We start from the raw sequence: 20,386 nt of genomic DNA, 5'->3' as shown, positions 1-20,386 counted from the left end.
AATTTTTCTGAATTATTAATTTTAAAAACGGTGAATATCATAATTATGCAGGATACTTAAATATATGACAAAATAGCACAAAATGTAAACGTATTATCATCTTTTTCGACAGTTTTTTATTTAAATTCCCGCAAAAGATGATAAAATTTAGTATATAATAAAAGAAAATAGCGATTTGTATAGTATGCTGCCTTTGTAGGCAAGTTAAATGAGTCGTTCTTTCATAGTATTTCGTTCTCTAATCGTGAAATATGCGTTTGGAGGAGGAGATGCATTCAACATAATTAATTGGAAAAAGAGTAGGTGCAACAATGTTTAAACACGTAACAGTGCTTTTGAAGGAAACGGTAGACGGCTTAGATATAAAGCCAGGTGGTACATATGTAGATTGTACACTGGGGGGGGGAGGACATAGTTCTTATTTATTATCCCAATTAACTGAAGGTGGAAGATTAATCGCGTTTGATCAAGATGAGATAGCGATTCAAAATGCGAAAGAAAGATTCTCTTCATACGGTGAGCAGTTCATAACAGTAAAGAGTAATTTCCGTTATTTATCCGAAAAACTACAGGAATTAGGTATAACAGAAGTAGATGGTATTTTATTTGATTTAGGTGTTTCATCCCCACAATTAGATACACCAGAGCGTGGCTTTAGTTATCATCATGATGCACCGTTAGATATGCGGATGGATCAAGATGCTCCATTAACAGCATATGATGTTGTAAATAGCTGGTCATATGAGCAACTTGTAAGAATTTTCTTCCAGTATGGTGAAGAGAAATTTTCAAAACAAATAGTAAGGAAAATTGAAGCGTATCGTGAGAATAAAGCTATTGAAACGACAGGAGAATTAGTAGAACTAATTAAAGAGGGTATTCCAGCTCCTGCTCGTAGAACCGGTGGACATCCTGCGAAGCGAGTGTTCCAAGCAATCCGTATTGCGGTAAATGATGAATTGAAAGTATTTGAAGAAGCGTTGGAATCTGCAATTGAGATGGTCAAGCCGGGCGGAAGAGTTAGTGTTATAACATTCCATTCTTTAGAAGACCGTATTTGTAAAACGACGTTTAAACGAAATAGTACAACGCCACAATTGCCACCAGGATTACCAATTATTCCTGATGAATTTAAGCCAAAATTAAAGCTTATTACAAGAAAACCGATTTTACCTTCTGATATAGAGTTAGAAGAAAATAATCGAGCGCGTTCTGCGAAATTGAGAATCGCTGAAAAACGATAAAAAGGGGAGAGAGGTATGAGTAACTTAGCTGTAAAGTACAAACAACAAGTGCAAGAAGAGGTACAGATTCAAACGCCCCCACAGCAGATGGTTCAGCCAAAAGCTAAAGCGAAGATTACAAGAATCGAAAAACTGTTGTATGTAGCATTTATTGGCTTTTTATTGTATGCCTGTGTAGCGTTTATTGGAAATAAAGCAGGCCTTTATCAAGTTAATGTAGAAGCAGCGACGATAGAACAAAAAATTGTACAGCAGCAAAAAGAAAATCAAGAGTTACAGGCTGAAGTAGAGAAGTTAAGTCGCTATGAACGAATCGCTGAAGTTGCAAAAAAACACGGGCTAGAAATTAATGCGAATAATGTGAAGGGCCTCAAATAAGGCAATAGGTGTGAAGGGAAAATGAAGAGAAATATGACTAAATTTCATACCAATAAGGGAGCAGGGTATTTTATGATTTTATTCCTCCTGCTCTTTTTGCTATTGTTAGCCCGTTTTTTTTACATACAAGCAACAGGGTCAGTTCATAATCATGATTTGGATGCACTTGCTAAGCAAAAACATAGTAAAACAGGAGTTCTGGAAGCAAATCGCGGGACGATTTATGATCAAAACGGTCATGTATTAGCGCAAGATGCAAACTCTTATAAACTTGTAGCGGAATTAAAAGGTGCGAATCATGTTGAAAATAAAGAGGATACTGCAAAGAAAATTGCGGCAGTACTCGGAAAAGACGAAGAGAAGATTTTAGCCACGTTAAATAAAAAAGATAAAAATCAAGTCGAATTTGGAACGCTAGGTAAAGATTTGACGAAAGAACAGAAGGAACAAATAGAAGCATTGAAATTGCCAGGCATATCTTTTATTACTGAAAATGCAAGAGTGTATCCGAACGGTGATTTTGCATCTTACGTTATAGGTCATGCTAAACCGAATGAAGAGGGAACTTCGGTAGGGCAATTTGGTTTAGAAAAAAGTTTAGATAAGTATTTAAGTGCTTCTAACGGAAAAGTAGCTTATACAGGTGATCGTAAAGGTGTGTCTCTTGACGGTGGGAAAGTGAACGTAGAGGCACCTAAAAACGGAGATAACGCGTATTTAACGATAGATCAGCGTATTCAAAGTTACTTAGAAGATGCGATGAAAGCTGCAAGTAAGCATTACGATCCAGAAAGTTTAATAGGGATTGTTGCGGATCCAAAAACAGGGAAAATATTAGCGATGTCTAGTAAACCTAGTTATGATCCAAATGATCGTCAAATTAAATATTTCTTCAATGATGCAATTGCAAATGCATTTGAACCTGGATCAACAATGAAAATTTTCACGCTAGCAGCAGCTATTAATGAAGGTGTGTATAAAGGACAAGATTATTATCAGTCTGGTACATATCAAGTCGGAAACCGAAAAATAAAAGATCATAACGGCGGCGCTGGATGGGGATCTATCACATTTGATGAAGGGGTAGAGCGCTCTTCCAACGTAGCGTTTGCAATTTTAGGGGATCAAAAACTTGGCCCCGAACGTTTCCGAAAATATATTCATAGTTTTGGATTAGATGAAAAAACGAACATTGATTTACCTGGTGAAGGTTCAAATACAATTGGATTCGATCAGCAAATACAGCAAGTAACAACAGCTTTTGGACAAGGTTCTACTGTAACGCCAATACAGCTTGTACAAGCTGCAACTGCTATTGCAAATGATGGAAAAATGATGAAACCTTATACAATTGATAAAATTGTAGATCCAATAACAGGCGAAGTAAAATTAGAACATAAGCCAGAAGAAGTGGGAAAACCTGTTACGAAAGAAACAGCAGCGCAAGTAAGACAGTTATTAGAACGCGTTGTTACATCGCCGAAAGGAACAGGAACTGCTTATAAAATCGATGGATATTCAGTTGGTGGTAAAACAGGGACAGCGCAAATTCCGGATGGCAAAGGTGGCTATATGACGGGAAGAGAGAATTATATATTCTCATTCTTAGGGATGGCACCTATGGACGATCCGCAACTTGTTGTGTATGTAGCTGTAAAACAGCCGAAATTGAAAGATGATGAGAATGGCGCACAGCCTTTAGCTGATATTTTTAAATATGTAACTAAAAATAGTTTAGAGTATTTAAAGATTAAGCCAAATGAAATAAAAGACCCGAAAAAATATGTGAAAGAACAACAAACTGTCGTTCCGGATGTAACAGGGAAAACGATGGAAGAAGCGAAAAAAGCAATTGATAAAGCAAAACTTCGTCCAATCGTATTAGGTGAAGGGAAAGTGCAGCAGCAAGTGCCGAAAGCAACTGAGCAAACATTAAAAGGTGATCGAGTCTTCTTAGTAGGAGATAAACCTACAATGCCAAATATACAAGGCTGGGCACTGCGTGATGTTATGAATTTAGCAAAAACATTAAAGCTTAACCTAAAACCTACTGGTACCGGATACGTAACTGAACAAAGTGTGGCAGAAGGAACATTGTTGCAACCTGGTACAGAGTTAGGTGTAACACTTGTACCGCCACTTGAACCACAACAAGAAGCAGAAAAACAGTAATGGTAAAAGAGAAGAAGTTCTAATTAAATAAGTACAAGCATATATTGGAACAAGCTAGGCGTAAGGGAGGCTTGTTCCAATATGCGTGTATCAAATGTAACAGTTAGAAAACGACTTATTTTTATACTCATATCAGGTATACTTATTTTCACTATCATCGATATTCGTCTTGGATATGTGCAATTTTTTCTTGGCAATATGTTAACGGATCGTGCGAAGGATTCATGGAGTCGTAATATTACTTTTGAACCTGAACGTGGGAAAATTTTAGACCGGAATGGTGTGGAACTTGCTACGAATAAAAGTGCACCAACTGTTTTTGTTGTACCGAGGCAAATTGAAAAACCAGCAGAGACTGCAGAGAAGTTAGCTGCAGTATTAGGTGTGGAAAAAGATGAGGTTTATAAGCGGATTACAAAAAAAGAATCAATTGTAAGGTTAGATAAAGGCGGAAGGAAAATATCACATGATAAAGCGAAAGAGGTACGAGGATTAAGTTTGAAAGGTGTTTATATCGCAGAGGACTCTATCCGGTACTATCCATTTGGAAACTTTTTATCACATGTATTAGGGTTTGCTGGTAGTGATAACCAAGGTCTTATGGGACTAGAAAAATATTATGATAAAGAGCTAAATGGTGATGAAGGTCATGTGCGTTTTTTTGCAGATGCAAAAGGACAAAGGATGCCTAATGTTGGCGATGATTTCAAAAAACCAGAAGCTGGTTTGAATTTAGGATTAACAATTGACGCACGTATTAATAGAATTATGGAAAGAGAAATGAATATTGCGGAGTCGACATATAATCCAGATGGTATGATTGCGATTGCAATGAATCCGAAAAATGGTGAAATTTTAGGCATGTCGAGTCGGCCGAGCTTTGATCCAGCAGATTTTCAAAGTGTTTCTCCAGAAGTGTATAATAGAAATTTACCAGTATGGAGTACGTATGAGCCTGGTTCAACATTTAAGATCATTACGTTAGCCGCAGCCTTGAATGAAAATTTAGTAGACTTAGAGAAAGATACATTTTATGATGATGGAGCAGCTGAAGTGGGTGGAGCTAGATTGAAATGCTGGAAAGCGGGAGGCCATGGTAGCCAAACGTTTTTAGAAGTAGTTCAAAACTCTTGTAACCCAGGATTTATCGAACTTGGTGATCGTCTTGGTAAAGACCGATTGTTTAAATATATTCGTAATTTCGGCTTTGGACAGAAAACCGGAATTGATTTGCAAGGTGAAGGTAGTGGGATTTTATTTAATTTAGATAAGGTTGGTCCAGTCGAGCAAGCAACTACTTCATTTGGTCAAGGGGTTTCTGTAACACCAATTCAACAAGTAGCAGCAGTAGCAGCGGCTGTAAATGGTGGGACATTGTATCAACCGTATATAGCTAAGGAATTTATTGATCCGAAAAATAATCAAGTTGTAAGTAAAAAGACACCTGTGGAAAAAAGAAAAGTTATTTCCAAGGAAACTTCAGAAAAAGTTCGGTATGCATTAGAGAATGTTGTAGCAAAGGGATCTGGTAAAGGTGCTTTCATTGATGGGTATCGTGTAGGTGGAAAAACAGGTACGGCTCAAAAGGTGAAAGATGGTAAATATTTAGAGAATAATTATATAGTATCTTTTATCGGTTTTGCTCCAGCAGATGATCCGGAAATTGTTGTCTATGTTGCTGTTGATAATCCGAAAGGTGTTACGCAATTTGGTGGAGTAGTAGCAGCTCCAATTGTTGGGAATATTCTTCGGGATGCACTTCCTGTTATGGGAGTGAAACCGAGACAAGAACAAGTTGAGAGAGAATATAAATGGGGCGATACACCAACTGTGGAAGTTCCGAATTTAATTGGTATGAAAAAGAAAGACTTACAGACACAACTCGTCGATTTGAAGCTTGATATAAGTGGAGACGGGGAGAAAGTAATTAAACAATCGCCAGAAGCAGGAGCTAAAGTGAAAGAAGGCTCAAAAATTAGAATTTACTTCGGGAATTAAAGGTAACCTAGTACGTTTTATGGTACAATTGGTGGAAGTGAGTTCTTTATAGAAGAGTTACTTAATTTGAGGCTGTAAGAGCCTCAATTATAAATAGGTCTATTTATTAGACACAGTAGCACTTACCTCCTATTTTACATAATTAGGAGGTAACGTGTTGCTTATTAAAAAAGAGATAAATACACAATGTAGAGAGGGTTTAGTGAAATGAAGTTGCATACACTTTTATCATGTTTGCATGATTTTCCAGTTGTTCCAAAAGAAAATCCAGAAATCACATCTATAGAAGCTGATTCACGTAAAGTGAAAGAGGGAAGCTTATTTGTATGTATGAAAGGATATACGGTTGATAGCCATGATTTTGCTAAGCAAGCAGCGGCACAAGGAGCGGCTGCTATTGTTGCGGAAAGACCAATTGATGTTGACGTTCCAGTTGTACTTGTGAAAAACACTTTTCGTTCGTTAGCGGTTTTAGCTGATTATTTTTATGGTCAACCAACACACAAGTTACATTTAATTGGAATTACAGGTACAAATGGAAAGACAACAACATCGCATATTATGGATGAGATTATGCGCGCACATGGTCATAAAACAGGGCTAATTGGAACGATTAATATGAAAATTGGTGATGAAACATTTGAGGTGAAAAATACAACACCAGATGCACTAACACTTCAACACACATTTTCAAAAATGGTTGAGCACGGTGTAGATAGTACAGTAATGGAAGTTTCGTCACATGCTTTAGATCTTGGTCGTGTACACGGATGTGATTACGATGTAGCAGTGTTTACAAATTTAACACAAGATCATTTAGACTATCATAAAACGATGGAAGAATATAAACATGCAAAAGGGTTGCTATTTGCACAACTTGGCAATAGTTATAATCATAATCGTGAAAAGTACGCGGTACTGAATAACGATGATGCTGTAACTGCGGAATATATGAGAAGTACTGCGGCAACTGTTGTAACGTATGGAATTGATACAACAAGTGATATTATGGCCAAAGATATCGTTATGACGAGTGGTGGAACTACATTTACGCTTGTAACACCGTATGAAAGTGTAAATGTTACGATGAAATTGATTGGGAAATTTAATGTATATAACGTACTAGCGGCAACAGCGGCAGGACTTGTTTCTGGTGTAAGTTTAGAAACGGTTATTGATGTAATAAAGCAACTAGCTGGAGTTCCAGGACGTTTTGAAGTAGTTGATGGTGGACAAAATTATACAGTTATTGTTGATTATGCACATACACCAGATAGCTTAGAAAATGTATTAAAAACAGCAAAACAGTTTGCAAAAGGCGATGTATATTGTATCGTCGGTTGTGGCGGAGATAGAGATCGAACAAAGAGACCAATCATGGCAAGTGTTGCAACAAAATATGCAACTCATGCAATTTACACTTCAGATAATCCAAGAAGTGAAGAGCCAGGGGCTATTTTAGATGATATGGTGCAAGGTGCAAATGGGAATAATTATGAAGTAATTATTGATAGAAAAGAAGCGATATACCATGCAATTACTAATGCGAAAGCTGAAGATATCATAATTATTGCTGGTAAGGGTCATGAAACGTATCAAATTATTGGTAAAGACGTTCATCATTTTGACGATCGTGAAGTCGCTAAAGAAGCAATTACAGAGCGTTTAAACAACGAAGAGTAACAACGTGAGAGGAGGACTACATGTGCTTGAGCAAGGTTTATTAGTAACGGCTGGGGTAGCATTCTTAATTTCTGTTGCCCTTTCGCCATTGTTTATTCCATTTTTAAGGAAATTAAAGTTCGGACAGAGTATTCGTGATGAGGGACCAAAGTCACATCAAAAAAAATCAGGGACACCTACAATGGGTGGTATTGTCATATATGTATCTATGATGGTAACTTCACTTATTATGGCGATTAAGTTTAATCATTTAGGTGCAGAGGTTTCGTTATTATTATTAGTGACATTTGGTTACGGATTGATTGGATTTTTAGATGACTACATAAAGGTAGTTAAGAAGAGAAATCTTGGTTTAACATCAAAACAAAAATTAGTAGGTCAGCTTGTTATTGCTATTGCGTTCTTTTTAATTGGAAAAGGGCAAGCGTTCCACACATACATCATGATTCCGGGAACAGATGTTAAGTTTGAACTAGGTTGGGCGTATTTTGTACTTGTATTATTTATGCTTATTGGTGGATCAAATGCAGTTAACTTAACTGACGGTTTAGATGGTTTATTATCAGGAACAGCTGCTATTGCATTTGGAGCGTTTAGTATTATTGCAGTAGCGCAAGAGCAATTTGGAGTAGCGATATTCTGTATGGCAGTTGTAGGAGCTGTACTTGGATTTTTAGTATTCAATGCAAATCCAGCGAAAGTGTTTATGGGAGATACAGGTTCCTTAGCTTTAGGTGGAGCCATTGCAGCTGTAGCGATTTTATTAAAACAAGAATTACTACTTGTAATCATTGGTGGAGTATTCGTAATGGAAACTTTATCTGTTATTATTCAGGTCATTTCGTTTAAAACAACAGGAAAACGTGTTTTTAAAATGAGTCCATTACACCATCATTATGAATTATGTGGTTGGTCAGAGTGGCGTGTTGTTGTGACGTTTTGGTCTGTAGGATTTTTATTAGCTGTGTTAGGAATTTATATCGGGGTGTGGATGTAATTGAAAACTGTAACTGAATTTCAAAATAAAAATATTCTTGTATTAGGCATTGCAAAAAGTGGTTATGCAGCAGCTACGTTGTTACAAGAATTAGGGGCAAATGTTATTGTAAATGACGGAAAGCCTTTAGCAGATAATGTACTTGCTGCAGAATTACAAGCAAAAGGAATGGACGTTGTATGCGGTGGTCATCCTTTAGAATTGTTAGAGAGAAATATTTCTCTTGTAGTAAAAAACCCAGGAATCCCGTACTCTAATCCAATATTAGTTGCTGCGACAGAAAAGCAAATTCCAATTGTTACGGAAGTTGAATTAGCATATCGTATTTCAGAAGCACCATTTGTTGGGATTACGGGGTCTAACGGTAAAACGACGACGACAATGCTTGCATTTGAAATGCTAAAAGAAGGACAAAAGCATCCTATAATTGCAGGGAACATAGGAACTGTAGCGTGTGAAGTAGCAAAGGATGCAAAAGAAAATGAAGTTGTAGTTACAGAACTTTCATCGTTCCAACTGATGGGAGTAGAATTGTTCCAACCTAAAATTGCTGCGTTTTTAAATTTATTTGAGGCCCACTTAGATTATCACGGGACGAAGAAGGAATATGGTTTAGCAAAAGCAAATATTTTTAAAAACCAAACAGAAAATGATTATAGTGTAATAAATGCAGATGATGCAGATGTAATGGCTTTATCTGCTTATAGTAAAGGGCAAAAAGTACTATTCTCGACAACGAAAGAAATTGAAGATGGTGCGTGTATAAAAGAGAATGCTCTTTGTTTTAAAGGTGAAAAAGTTGTTGAAGTAGGCGATATCGTTTTACCTGGTCAACATAATTTAGAAAATATTTTAGCAGCGATGAGTATCGCAAAATTATTAGGTGTTTCTAATGAAGCGATTACGGCGGTGTTAAAACGTTTTACAGGTGTAAAACATCGTTTAGAATATGTAACAACTATTAACAATCGTAAGGTTTATAATGACTCAAAAGCAACGAATATGTTAGCGACTGAGAAAGCTTTATCTGCGTTTACACAACCGATTGTGTTATTAGCAGGTGGGCTTGATCGTGGAAATGAATTCGATGATTTAATTCCGTATTTCAAAAATGTAAAAGCAATTGTGACATTTGGACAAACAGCTCCCAAATTAGTAAGAGCTGCAGAAAAAGCGGGATTAGATACAATTGAAAGTGTCGATACTTTAGGTGAAGCGGTAGTGAAAGCTTATGCTCATTCTACAGATGGCGATGTAATTCTTCTTTCTCCAGCATGTGCAAGCTGGGATCAATTTAAAACATTTGAAGAAAGAGGAGACATTTTTATACAAGCTGTGCATAAACTTATATAAAGTAAATCAAAACATCAGTAGGCTAACACCTACTGATGTTTTGTTACATAGGGCAAAAGTTTCTGCCTAAAGAGGTGGTGTTTATGGCTAATGAAGAAAACGCCTGATTTTATTCTCATCATCGTTACACTTGCGTTGTTAACAATCGGAATGGTTATGGTGTATAGTGCGAGTGCGGTTTGGGCCTCTTATAAAATGGGGGACTCATTCTTTTTTGCAAAAAGGCAATTGCTATTTGCAAGTATTGGTGTAGTGGCTATGTTTTTAATTATGAAAATTGATTATTGGGTGTGGCGTACGTATTCAAAAGTAATTTTGCTAGTTTGCTTCATTCTTCTTATTCTTGTTCTTGTTCCTGGGGTAGGACTTGTTCGAGGAGGAGCGCGAAGTTGGATTGGAATCGGGGCATTTTCCATTCAACCGTCAGAATTTATGAAGTTTGCGATGATTATTTTCTTAGCAAAATTTTTAGCGGAACGACAAAAATTAATTACCTCTTTTAAACGTGGTTTACTACCAGCTCTTAGTTTTGTATTTCTTGCTTTTGGGATGATTATGTTACAGCCAGATCTTGGCACAGGAACGGTAATGGTTGGGACATGTATTATTATGATATTTATCTCGGGAGCAAGGGTCTTTCACTTTGCAATGTTTGGTTTGCTTGGTGTAGCAGGATTTGTAGGGCTAATTGCATCAGCACCGTATCGAATGAAGCGTATTACATCATATTTAGATCCGTGGTCAGATCCGCTTGGAAGTGGATTTCAAATTATTCAATCGTTACTCGCAATTGGACCTGGTGGATTATTCGGGCTTGGACTTGGACAAAGTAGACAAAAGTTTCTTTATTTACCTGAACCGCAAACAGACTTTATATTTGCAATCTTATCCGAGGAATTAGGTTTTATTGGTGGTTCATTTGTGTTATTATTATTTAGTCTATTATTATGGCGTGGGATTCGTATAGCTTTAGGAGCGCCAGATTTATATGGTACGTTTTTAGCAGTAGGTATTGTGGCGATGATTGCGATTCAAGTAATGATTAATGTTGGTGTTGTAACAGGATTGATGCCTGTAACAGGTATTACTTTGCCGTTTTTAAGTTATGGTGGATCAAGTTTGACATTAATGTTAATGGCAGTAGGTGTATTATTAAATATAAGTCGCCATTCTCGCTACTAAACCCTGTTTTATAAGACAGGGTTTTTCGTATGTGCGCGAAGAAACATGATGTATATAGAAATAAATACGACTGAAATAAGAAAAGAGAAGCGGAGGAGTTAGTAGTGCGTGTATTAGTAAGTGGTGGGGGCACTGGAGGTCATATTTATCCGGCTCTTGCTCTAATAAGAGAAATAAAAAAATTAAATCCGGAAGCAAGGTTTTTATATATTGGTACGGAGAGTGGATTAGAGAGCACGATCGTTCCAAAAGCAGGCATACCGTTTCAATCTATTGTTATAAGTGGATTTAAGCGTAAAATATCGTTAGATAACGTGAAAACGGTGATGCGTTTCCTAAAGGGTGTACAAGATAGTAAACGATATATTCGTCGTTTTAATCCGGATATTGTGATTGGAACGGGTGGATATGTATGTGGACCAGTTGTATATGCTGCAGCAAAATTAGGTATTCCAACCATTGTACATGAACAAAATAGTGTACCTGGTGTAACGAATAAATTTTTAAGCCGCTATGTTGATAAAGTTGCGGTTTGTTTTGAAGCGGCTGCAGAACATTTTCCACAGTCAAAAGTGGTGATGACAGGAAATCCAAGAGCATCAGAAGTGATGGATCAGAATGGAATGAAAGGAAAACGTTCAGTAGGTTTATCTCTTCCTAAAAAATCGGTACTTATTTTTGGTGGAAGTCGTGGGGCTAGACCGATTAACGATGCTTTCGTAGAGGCAATTGAACAGTTTGGAAATAAAAGTTACGAAATATTGTATGTAACAGGTGAAGTTCATTATGACAAAGTGATGGAAGCAGTGAAGCAAAAAGGGAATCCGAATAATGTTATTATTAAACCTTTCATTCATAATATGCCAGAGGTACTTACAGGTGTAGATCTTGTTGTTTCAAGAGCGGGGGCCACAACACTTGCTGAATTAACCGCGTTAGGTAAGCCAAGTGTGTTAATACCGAGTCCTTACGTAACAAATAACCATCAGGAAAAGAATGCACGTTCCGTTGTCGATAAAGGAGCAGCAAAAATGTTGCTTGAAAAAGATTTAACAGCAGAAATGCTTATTCGTGATATTGATGAGATTTTATTAGATGCACAAACATTACAAAATATGAAGCTGGCTGCGGGGCAATTAGGTATTCCAGATGCAGCAAATAAGCTGTATGAAGTAATGAATAAGCTTGTAAAAAAATAACGTTAGGTGAACGCCCTGCATACTACTGTAATAAGGATACTTAGTATGGGGGAGATTGTTTATGGAGCAATTAGTAAATGAGCTTATAGAAGCAAATGTTGGTCGCGTGTTAGTAAATGAAGCGTTAGCGCGTTATACCACTATGAAAATAGGTGGACCAGCTGATATTTTAATTGTGCCAAAGCATGTTGCCAGTATTGAAAAAACGTTGCAGTTAGTAAAAAAATATAAAACAAAGTGGACTGTAATTGGTCGAGGTTCGAACCTTCTTGTATCTGATCTAGGTATAGAAGGTGTCGTTATTCGTTTAGGAGAAGGATTAGACCACTTAGAAGTCGAAAAACATAGAGTAAGAGTTGGTGGTGGGTATCCCCTTATTAAATTATCAACTTTACTTAGTCGTCAAGGGTTATCCGGCCTGGAATTTGCCAGTGGTATTCCAGGAAGTGTTGGTGGTGCAGTGTATATGAATGCAGGAGCACATAAATCGGATATATCAAACATATTATCAAAAGCTCTTATTTTGTTTGAAAACGGAACAATTAATTGGTTAACACATGAAGAAATGGAGTTTTCCTATCGTACTTCTGTATTGCAAACGAAACGTCCTGGTATTGTTTTGGAAGCTGAGTTTCAATTGCAGGTAGGAGAGCGTGAGGGAATCGTAAGCGTCATGCAAAAGAATAAAGACTACCGCCGTGAAACACAGCCGTGGAATCATCCTTGTGCAGGAAGCATATTTCGGAATCCAATCCCATACTTTGCAGGAGACTTAATAGAAAAGGCGGGGCTTCGTGGTTATCAAATAGGCGGAGCTCAAATTTCTGAAATGCATGGGAATTTTATTATTAATACTGGGGGAGCCAGTGCGCAAGATGTCTTATCTTTAATTGCATTAATAAAACAAACAATCGAGGATAAATTTGGCGTAGAAATGCATACAGAAGTAGAAATCATTGGAAGATAACGGTTATTCGTTCCGCTCATTATCATTTATGTTATAATAAGAAGATAAGAACGGCATGAGGAACATGCCGTTTTTTATGTTACGTAGGGGGATCGTACATGAAAAATAGTAAAGTGATTAAACTACAGGATCGTGTACCAAAGTTAAAAAATCAACAGAAGAAAAACAAGAAAAATGTTAATCATCGGTTGATTTTATACATATCAATTTTATTTTTATTAGTGCTCTTTTTAATTTATTTTCGGTCTCCACTAAGCAATATCAAAAAGATAAGTGTGTTTGGAAATCATTATATGACAGATGAACAAGTGATGCAGGAATCAGGTGTGACGTATGATACAAGTTATTTCCGAGTGACAGCACATAAAGCAGAAGAAAACCTAACGAAACGAAAAGAAATTAAAGCAGTAAATGTAAAAAAACGTTTTCCAAATAAAATTGATGTTCATATTGAAGAATATTTAACGATTGGTTATATAAACAAAGATGGGAAATTACAACCGTTACTAGAGAACGGGAAAACACTCGATGTACTTCCGAACGGAAAACTTCCTGTTGCAGCACCAATTTTTGAACCTTTTAAAGAGGAAAAAATGAAGGAGTTAATTGCTGAGCTTGAAAAATTAACACCAACTATTTTAAGGTCTATTTCTGAAATTCGTTATTCACCGACGAATGCGAATGAAGATCACCTTACTTTATATATGAACGAAGGGTACGAAGTGAGCACTACGATTCAAAATTTCGCAAAGCGTATGGAAGCTTATCCGCTTATCTTAAAAACAATTGAGCCGGGTAAAAAGGTATTAATTGATTTAGAAGTAGGGGCATATACGAAAGAATTAGGAGCGGAAGAAAAAAAAGAATAGAACGATAGTTTTTACTACGTTCCTGTAGAAAAAACGAAACGAACGTTCTACTTGATGCATCTGAATTTACAAGAATGGTTCATTTGATGAAAAAGATGTAAAAATTCTTAGTTTCATACTAGGATTGGTACAAGTTTCACTTTTCTATGAGTACATCTTAGTGTAGACTTATACTTGGCGGTAATCTTTACACTTGAAATAGAATTATTTCAAGATAAGCAGTTATTCACAGTTTACTGCGATATTCTTAAATGAATGTTAAATAAAAATAAGAAAAATATAGGGTTAAAAAAGGGAAACGTATAAAGACGTTGAATATTTTTCTTATAAATAGTAAAGTTGCGATTGTTGTTCCATATATTGAGTTGTATGGTATAAATAAAGAAGGAGGTGCCAAAGAATGAACAGCAATGAAATATATGTTAGTCTTGACATCGGTACATCCAATGTTAAAGTCATCATTGGTGAAATGGTTAATGACAGCTTAAACATTATTGGTGTTGGAAATGTAAAATCAAATGGTTTAAAGAAGGGATCGATAGTTGATATAGACGAGACTGTTCGATCAATTAAAAAAGCAATTGAACAAGCTGAGCGCATGGTGGGAATCCACATTGAGCAAGTTGTAGTAGGTGTCAATGCAAACCAGGTACAGCTACTTCCTTGTCACGGAGTAGTCGCTGTTTCAAATGAAGATCGTGAAATCGGGAATGAAGATGTCTTACGCGTTCTAGATGCAGCACAAGTTGTGTCAATTGCTCCAGAACGTGAGTTTATTGATGTGGTACCTCGACAGTTCATCGTAGACGGTCTTGACGAGATTAACGATCCACGTGGGATGATCGGTGTAAGATTAGAAATGGAAGGTACACTTATAACAGGCTCGAGAACTTTACTACATAACCTACTTCGTTGTGTAGAAAAAGCAGGTCTTGAAATAGTTGATATTTGTCTTCAACCTTTAGCGGCTGCAACAGTTGCTATATCTTCAGATGAAAAACATAGAGGAGTAGCCCTTGTTGATATGGGGGGAGGATCTACAACTTTATCTATTTTTAAAGATGGAGAGTTACAAGCGACGAGCGTATTACCGTTAGGTGGAGACCATATAACGAAGGATATTGCGATTGGGTTGAAAACTTCAACAGAAAATGCAGATCAAATTAAGTTGAAATATGGACATGCTTTTTATGATACAGCATCTGAAGAAGAGATGTTTACGGTTCCTATTATGGGAAGCGATCAAACAGAACAATATTCTCAGTTGGAATTATCGGATATAATAGAGGCTCGTGTAGAGGAAATTTTAATGTTTGTTCAAGATGAAGTGCGTAAGTTAGGAGTAAAGCAAGTAGCTTCTGGCTATGTACTAACTGGTGGAATTGCTTCTATGCCGGGTGTTCTTGATCTTGCATATGATATTTTACATGAAAATGTTCGTATAGCGACTCCTGATTATATTGGTGTGCGTGAGCCCCAATATACAAGTGGAGTAGGATTAATTAAACATTCTTATCAAAAAGCTAAATTACGTGGGAAAAATGTGCAGGAAAAGCAAGAACATTTTGAAGCAGTATCAGCACCAGCACCAACGCCGGTACAACAGCAACCTGCGAAACAAAAAACTCGTAATCAAAACAATAATAATCAAAATGATGAACGTATGATGTCAAAAGTAAAACGTGTATTCCGTTATTTATGGGATTAAAATTGGACACGAAAAATGAGGTTCTAGGGGGATTTCGACATGTTAGAGTTTGATACTACTCAAGATCAATTAGCGAATATAAAAGTTATCGGTGTCGGCGGTGGCGGAAACAATGCTGTAAACCGTATGATTGAACACGGTGTACAAGGTGTAGACTTTATCGCTGTGAATACTGATGCACAAGCATTAAATCTATCAAAAGCTGAAACAAAAATGCAAATTGGTGGAAAATTAACACGTGGACTTGGTGCAGGTGCAAACCCTGAAGTAGGGAAAAAAGCTGCAGAAGAAAGTAAAGAACAGATCCAAGAAGCACTTCGTGGTGCAGATATGGTCTTCGTAACTGCTGGTATGGGCGGCGGAACTGGAACTGGTGCAGCTCCAGTTGTTGCTCAAGTTGCAAAAGAATTAGGTGCATTAACAGTTGGTGTTGTGACACGTCCATTTACATTTGAAGGACGTAAGCGTGCAACACAAGCAGCATCTGGTATTGCGGCATTTAAAGAAAATGTAGATACACTTATTGTAATTCCAAACGATCGCTTATTAGAGATTGTTGATAAAAATACGCCGATGTTAGAAGCGTTCCGTGAAGCAGATAACGTATTACGTCAAGGTGTTCAAGGTATTTCTGATTTAATTGCAACACCAGGTTTAATTAACTTAGACTTCGCAGACGTAAAGACAATTATGTCTAATAGAGGTTCTGCTTTAATGGGTATTGGTTCTGGTAATGGAGAAAACCGTGCTGCTGAAGCTGCGAAAAAAGCGATTTCTAGTCCATTATTAGAAACATCTATTGATGGAGCTCAAGGTGTTATCATGAACATTACGGGTGGAGCTAACTTAAGCTTATATGAAGTACAAGAAGCGGCAGACATTGTAGCTTCAGCTTCAGATCCAGAAGTAAATATGATCTTCGGTTCTGTTATTAATGAAGGATTAAAAGATGATATCGTTGTAACTGTAATTGCAACTGGTTTTGATGATAGTGCTTCGACGCAGCCACCAAAACCAATTATCCGTCCGACTGCGAATCATACGCAACAACAGCAACAGCCAGTAGCTCAACCTTCAAAACAACGTGAAGTAAAACGTGAAATGAAGCGTGAAGAGCCGGTTGTTCATGAGCGTCATTCAGATTCAGATGATATCGATATTCCAGCATTTTTACGTAACCGTCGTAGACGATAAAAGAAAAGGAGCTTTCATGCTCCTTTTTTGTTTTATACAGGGAAAAGATCTGCTAAGCAGGTCTTTTTTTATTTTATATATTTCGATTTATCCAGCTATGTGCTTGGCTGCCCGTAAAAGCCTGATTGGTGAGGGCTAATTAAAGTTTCACTTTATATGTAAGTAAAAAAGTATAGTATTCTATTCTATGAAACATATACTTTTATTTTTTACCGACAGATTCTGTCTAGAAAGCACAAAATAACAAAAAAACACCTCCGCAAATTGACACACTTTCCTATTGGATATGCATTATACTAGTCTCAACTTAAAAAAAGAGGTGAATTGTTTGGTTGTTTACGCCGACGTTGTTTGGTTGTTAAACGCCTGCATTGATTTTCTTTTACTTTTATTAACAGCTACCGTGTTAAAAAAGAAGATCAAAAGATGGAGGCTTGTGTTAGGGGCATTTATAGGTTCAACCATTGTTATTTTTGCCTTTACTCCTTTTGCTTCTATGATGACACATCCAATTATGAAACTACTGTATTCGTTACTTATTGTGTATACAGCATTTGGGTTTACAACGTTTAGAAACTATGCACAAACTGTTTTTACTTTTTACTTTGTAACCTTTATGGTTGGCGGAGGGTTAATTGGCACTCATTTCTTTTTGCAAACGAATGAAATGGTAAATGGGTTGGTTCAATCTCAATCAATTTCTTACGGTGATCCAATTAGCTGGTTGTTTGTTGTTTTTGGTTTTCCAGTAATTTATTATTTTTCTAAAAAGCGTATTGAAAGCGTAGAGGTTACAAAAATACACTATGATCAAATTGTGAAATTGAAAATTCAATTAGCTGAAGAGGAACTAGAACTCGCAGGTTTAATTGATAGTGGAAACCAACTTTACGACCCGTTAACAAAAACACCCGTTATGATTATGCATATTTCATCATTAGAGCATTGCTTGCCAGCTTGGTTAACAGAACAAATTTATTCCAAAACAGAGATTCCTCAAATACCAGAAAATGATTCTGGATGGGCGACAAAATTACGCTTAATTCCTTTCAGAGCAGTAGGAGTAGAGAATCAATTTTTATGGGCAATTAAGCCAGACAGTGTGCAAATTTATCATGAAGGTAGTTCTATTGTAGTCAGCAAAGTATTGATTGGATTAAATACACAACAGTTGTCAACCAATGGAGAGTATCAATGTATTGTGCATCCGAAAATGTTAATTTCGCAAAAAATGGTCATTGCTTAATAATGGGAGGCGGGATAATATGATGAAATTAAAATTTTATTTAGTATACCTTTGGTATAAAGTATTGCTGAAATTAGGAATTAAGACCGATGAAATTTATTACATCGGTGGAAGTGAAGCGTTGCCACCACCGTTGACGAAAGAAGAAGAGGAAGTTCTTTTGAATAAATTGCCAAAAGGAGATCAGGCAGCAAGATCGTTACTGATTGAACGCAACTTACGGTTAGTTGTATATATAGCAAGAAAGTTTGAAAATACAGGGATAAATATTGAAGATTTGATTAGTATAGGAACAATCGGCCTTATTAAAGCAGTGAATACATTTAATCCGGAAAAGAAAATAAAATTAGCAACATATGCCTCACGTTGTATAGAAAATGAAATTTTAATGCATTTGCGCCGGAATAATAAAAATCGTTCAGAAGTTTCTTTTGACGAACCGCTTAACATCGATTGGGATGGGAATGAACTTTTGCTATCAGATGTATTAGGTACAGATGATGATATTATTACAAAAGATTTAGAAGCTACTGTAGATCGTCATCTTCTAATGAAAGCATTGCATCAATTAAATGATCGTGAAAAACAAATTATGGAACTTCGGTTTGGGCTTGCTGGAGAAGAAGAAAAGACGCAAAAAGATGTGGCAAATATGCTTGGGATTTCACAGTCATACATTTCGCGTTTAGAAAAAAGAATCATAAAAAGATTAAGAAAAGAATTTAATAAAATGGTGTAAAGAATAAGACCAGCCGTTATCTAGGCTGGTCTTATTCTCTTTCGTTGTATGAGAAGAGACAACGAAAATGAAAAATGAAGAGAAAACCGCATGCATAAAATCCCCTTCAAAGGAAATACTTTACACTGTACAGCAACTCCCGATAGGAGGGAACACTTTGACGAGAAACAAAGTAGAAATTTGCGGTGTTGATACAGCTAAACTTCCCGTACTAAAAAATGATGAAATGCGTAAATTATTTCGTGAAATGCAAAGTGGAGAGATAAGCGCAAGAGAGAAATTAGTGAATGGAAACTTACGTCTTGTACTGAGCGTCATCCAAAGATTTAATAACAGAGGAGAATATGTTGACGATTTATTTCAAGTTGGTTGCATCGGACTTATGAAATCCATTGATAACTTTGATTTAGGCCAAAATGTAAAATTTTCAACGTATGCTGTGCCGATGATTATTGGGGAAATACGCAGATATTTGCGTGATAATAATCCGATTCGTGTATCTCGATCATTACGAGATATTGCGTATAAAGCGTTACAAGTAAGAGAGAAATTGATTGCAGAAAATTCAAAAGAACCAACAGCAATGGATATTGCAAAAGTGCTTGAAGTGACTCATGAAGAAATTGTTTTTGCATTAGATGCGATTCAAGATCCAGTTTCATTATTTGAACCGATTTATAACGATGGGGGAGATCCTATCTTTGTAATGGATCAGTTAAGTGATGAAAAACAAAAGGACGAGCAGTGGGTTGAAGAGTTAGCACTGAAAGAAGGGATGAAGCGTTTAAATGATCGTGAGAAAATGATTATTCGAAAACGTTTCTTTCAAGGAAAGACACAAATGGAAGTTGCAGAAGAAATTGGGATTTCTCAAGCACAAGTGTCACGTTTAGAGAAATCAGCTATTAAACAAATGAATAAAACGATCCAAGGATAAGGTTTCACCATTTATGGTGAAACCTTTTTATATGTAATATAGTTTGTCCTCGCTCATAGTAGGGAAGCTGTGTTCATATAATGAAAATAATATGGGATTAGTAGAGGGTGCTTCCTGTTAATTTGAGAAACAGTGTTTTTTCAATTCGTCATATATAAGGGAGAGAATGAAAATGATAAGAATTTCGGAGTTGCAGATGAAAGAGATAATAAATGTTTCAGATGGAAAAAGGCTTGGGAATATTGGAGATATTGAAATTGATATGAACACAGGGAAGATCGGGTCTATTATTATTTCCAAACAGGCACGTATGTTGGGGATCTTTGGGAAGGATGTAGAAATTGTAATTCCTTGGGAGGAAATTATGAAAATTGGGGAAGATGTCATACTTGTTAGAGTAAATCCTGTTAATTCTGTAACAGAATCAATACAAACACCGACAATTTCATAAAGAATATTACAAATTCCTCTTTTTTTTCTGTTGGCATTATGAAAAAATAAAAGTATGGTAAAATAGACA

At 36.5% G+C, this 20,386-nt stretch carries 17 protein-coding genes; all 17 read left to right on the top strand.

The features are described from left to right. Positions 1–311: 311 nt before the first annotated feature. The 17 genes from rsmH (at position 312) to J0835_RS19085 (ending at position 20,317) form a co-directional block, all read left to right on the top strand. Positions 312–1,244, top strand: coding sequence for a 16S rRNA (cytosine(1402)-N(4))-methyltransferase RsmH (gene rsmH / locus J0835_RS19165; protein ID WP_000472512.1), 933 nt, complete (start codon positions 312–314; stop codon positions 1,242–1,244). Between the two features lie 15 nt (positions 1,245–1,259). Then, complete coding sequence (gene ftsL / locus J0835_RS19160) at positions 1,260–1,622, top strand: cell division protein FtsL (RefSeq protein ID WP_087981703.1); 363 nt, start codon at positions 1,260–1,262, stop codon at positions 1,620–1,622. Between the two features lie 21 nt (positions 1,623–1,643). After that, positions 1,644–3,794, top strand: a complete 2,151-nt coding sequence (locus J0835_RS19155; RefSeq protein ID WP_087981702.1) for a penicillin-binding protein — start codon at positions 1,644–1,646, stop codon at positions 3,792–3,794. 81 nt (positions 3,795–3,875) lie between these two features. After that, positions 3,876–5,792, top strand: coding sequence for a stage V sporulation protein D (locus J0835_RS19150; protein WP_087981701.1), 1,917 nt, complete (start codon positions 3,876–3,878; stop codon positions 5,790–5,792). A 207-nt stretch (positions 5,793–5,999) separates the two neighbouring features. After that, on the top strand, positions 6,000–7,475 hold the full coding sequence (murE, locus tag J0835_RS19145; protein ID WP_087981700.1) for a UDP-N-acetylmuramoyl-L-alanyl-D-glutamate--2,6-diaminopimelate ligase: 1,476 nt from the start codon (positions 6,000–6,002) through the stop codon (positions 7,473–7,475). A 22-nt stretch (positions 7,476–7,497) separates the two neighbouring features. Continuing rightward, on the top strand, positions 7,498–8,472 hold the full coding sequence (mraY, locus tag J0835_RS19140; RefSeq protein ID WP_000893058.1) for a phospho-N-acetylmuramoyl-pentapeptide-transferase: 975 nt from the start codon (positions 7,498–7,500) through the stop codon (positions 8,470–8,472). Then, on the top strand, positions 8,473–9,825 hold the full coding sequence (gene murD, locus J0835_RS19135) for a UDP-N-acetylmuramoyl-L-alanine--D-glutamate ligase (protein WP_087981699.1): 1,353 nt from the start codon (positions 8,473–8,475) through the stop codon (positions 9,823–9,825). Positions 9,826–9,915: 90 nt separating this feature from the next. Next, entirely contained in the window at positions 9,916–11,007 is a 1,092-nt protein-coding gene (gene spoVE / locus J0835_RS19130; protein ID WP_000753517.1) for a stage V sporulation protein E, read from the top strand. 104 nt (positions 11,008–11,111) lie between these two features. After that, positions 11,112–12,206 (top strand): undecaprenyldiphospho-muramoylpentapeptide beta-N-acetylglucosaminyltransferase, encoded by a 1,095-nt coding sequence (murG, locus tag J0835_RS19125; protein ID WP_087981698.1) that lies wholly within the window; start codon positions 11,112–11,114, stop codon positions 12,204–12,206. Positions 12,207–12,267: 61 nt separating this feature from the next. Then, positions 12,268–13,173 carry a UDP-N-acetylmuramate dehydrogenase gene (gene murB, locus J0835_RS19120; protein WP_087981697.1) on the top strand — a complete coding sequence of 302 codons (906 nt, stop codon included), beginning with the start codon at positions 12,268–12,270 and terminating at the stop codon, positions 13,171–13,173. A gap of 98 nt (positions 13,174–13,271) precedes the next feature. After that, positions 13,272–14,042, top strand: coding sequence for a cell division protein DivIB (divIB, locus tag J0835_RS19115; protein ID WP_087981696.1), 771 nt, complete (start codon positions 13,272–13,274; stop codon positions 14,040–14,042). A 400-nt stretch (positions 14,043–14,442) separates the two neighbouring features. After that, entirely contained in the window at positions 14,443–15,750 is a 1,308-nt protein-coding gene (ftsA, locus tag J0835_RS19110; protein ID WP_087981695.1) for a cell division protein FtsA, read from the top strand. Between the two features lie 39 nt (positions 15,751–15,789). Next, positions 15,790–16,944: a cell division protein FtsZ gene (ftsZ, locus tag J0835_RS19105; protein ID WP_087981694.1), complete on the top strand. Its 1,155-nt coding sequence runs from the start codon at positions 15,790–15,792 to the stop codon at positions 16,942–16,944. A gap of 328 nt (positions 16,945–17,272) precedes the next feature. Next, positions 17,273–18,190, top strand: coding sequence for a sigma-E processing peptidase SpoIIGA (gene spoIIGA, locus J0835_RS19100; RefSeq protein WP_000261976.1), 918 nt, complete (start codon positions 17,273–17,275; stop codon positions 18,188–18,190). Positions 18,191–18,209: 19 nt separating this feature from the next. Beyond that, the gene (gene sigE / locus J0835_RS19095; protein WP_333728158.1) at positions 18,210–18,929 is read left to right on the top strand and encodes an RNA polymerase sporulation sigma factor SigE; all 720 of its coding nucleotides are present in this window, start codon (positions 18,210–18,212) and stop codon (positions 18,927–18,929) included. A 157-nt stretch (positions 18,930–19,086) separates the two neighbouring features. Continuing rightward, positions 19,087–19,866, top strand: a complete 780-nt coding sequence (gene sigG, locus J0835_RS19090; RefSeq protein WP_000197753.1) for an RNA polymerase sporulation sigma factor SigG — start codon at positions 19,087–19,089, stop codon at positions 19,864–19,866. Positions 19,867–20,038: 172 nt separating this feature from the next. Continuing rightward, positions 20,039–20,317, top strand: a complete 279-nt coding sequence (locus J0835_RS19085) for a YlmC/YmxH family sporulation protein (protein ID WP_000619414.1) — start codon at positions 20,039–20,041, stop codon at positions 20,315–20,317. Positions 20,318–20,386: the final 69 nt, after the last annotated feature.

This window comes from Bacillus cereus group sp. Sample62, from assembly GCF_036851315.1.
Classification (GTDB): Bacteria; Bacillota; Bacilli; order Bacillales; family Bacillaceae_G; genus Bacillus_A; species Bacillus_A wiedmannii.
This window is presented reverse-complemented; position numbering and strand designations above follow the sequence as displayed.

Coding starts and splice junctions, on each gene's coding strand:
- rsmH (WP_000472512.1), top strand. CDS start 312: ATGTTTAAACACGTAACAGTGCTTTTGAAGGAAACGGTAGACGGCTTA.
- ftsL (WP_087981703.1), top strand. CDS start 1,260: ATGAGTAACTTAGCTGTAAAGTACAAACAACAAGTGCAAGAAGAGGTA.
- J0835_RS19155 (WP_087981702.1), top strand. CDS start 1,644: ATGAAGAGAAATATGACTAAATTTCATACCAATAAGGGAGCAGGGTAT.
- J0835_RS19150 (WP_087981701.1), top strand. CDS start 3,876: ATGCGTGTATCAAATGTAACAGTTAGAAAACGACTTATTTTTATACTC.
- murE (WP_087981700.1), top strand. CDS start 6,000: ATGAAGTTGCATACACTTTTATCATGTTTGCATGATTTTCCAGTTGTT.
- spoVE (WP_000753517.1), top strand. CDS start 9,916: ATGAAGAAAACGCCTGATTTTATTCTCATCATCGTTACACTTGCGTTG.
- murB (WP_087981697.1), top strand. CDS start 12,268: ATGGAGCAATTAGTAAATGAGCTTATAGAAGCAAATGTTGGTCGCGTG.
- divIB (WP_087981696.1), top strand. CDS start 13,272: ATGAAAAATAGTAAAGTGATTAAACTACAGGATCGTGTACCAAAGTTA.
- ftsA (WP_087981695.1), top strand. CDS start 14,443: ATGAACAGCAATGAAATATATGTTAGTCTTGACATCGGTACATCCAAT.
- ftsZ (WP_087981694.1), top strand. CDS start 15,790: ATGTTAGAGTTTGATACTACTCAAGATCAATTAGCGAATATAAAAGTT.
- sigE (WP_333728158.1), top strand. CDS start 18,210: ATGATGAAATTAAAATTTTATTTAGTATACCTTTGGTATAAAGTATTG.
- J0835_RS19085 (WP_000619414.1), top strand. CDS start 20,039: ATGATAAGAATTTCGGAGTTGCAGATGAAAGAGATAATAAATGTTTCA.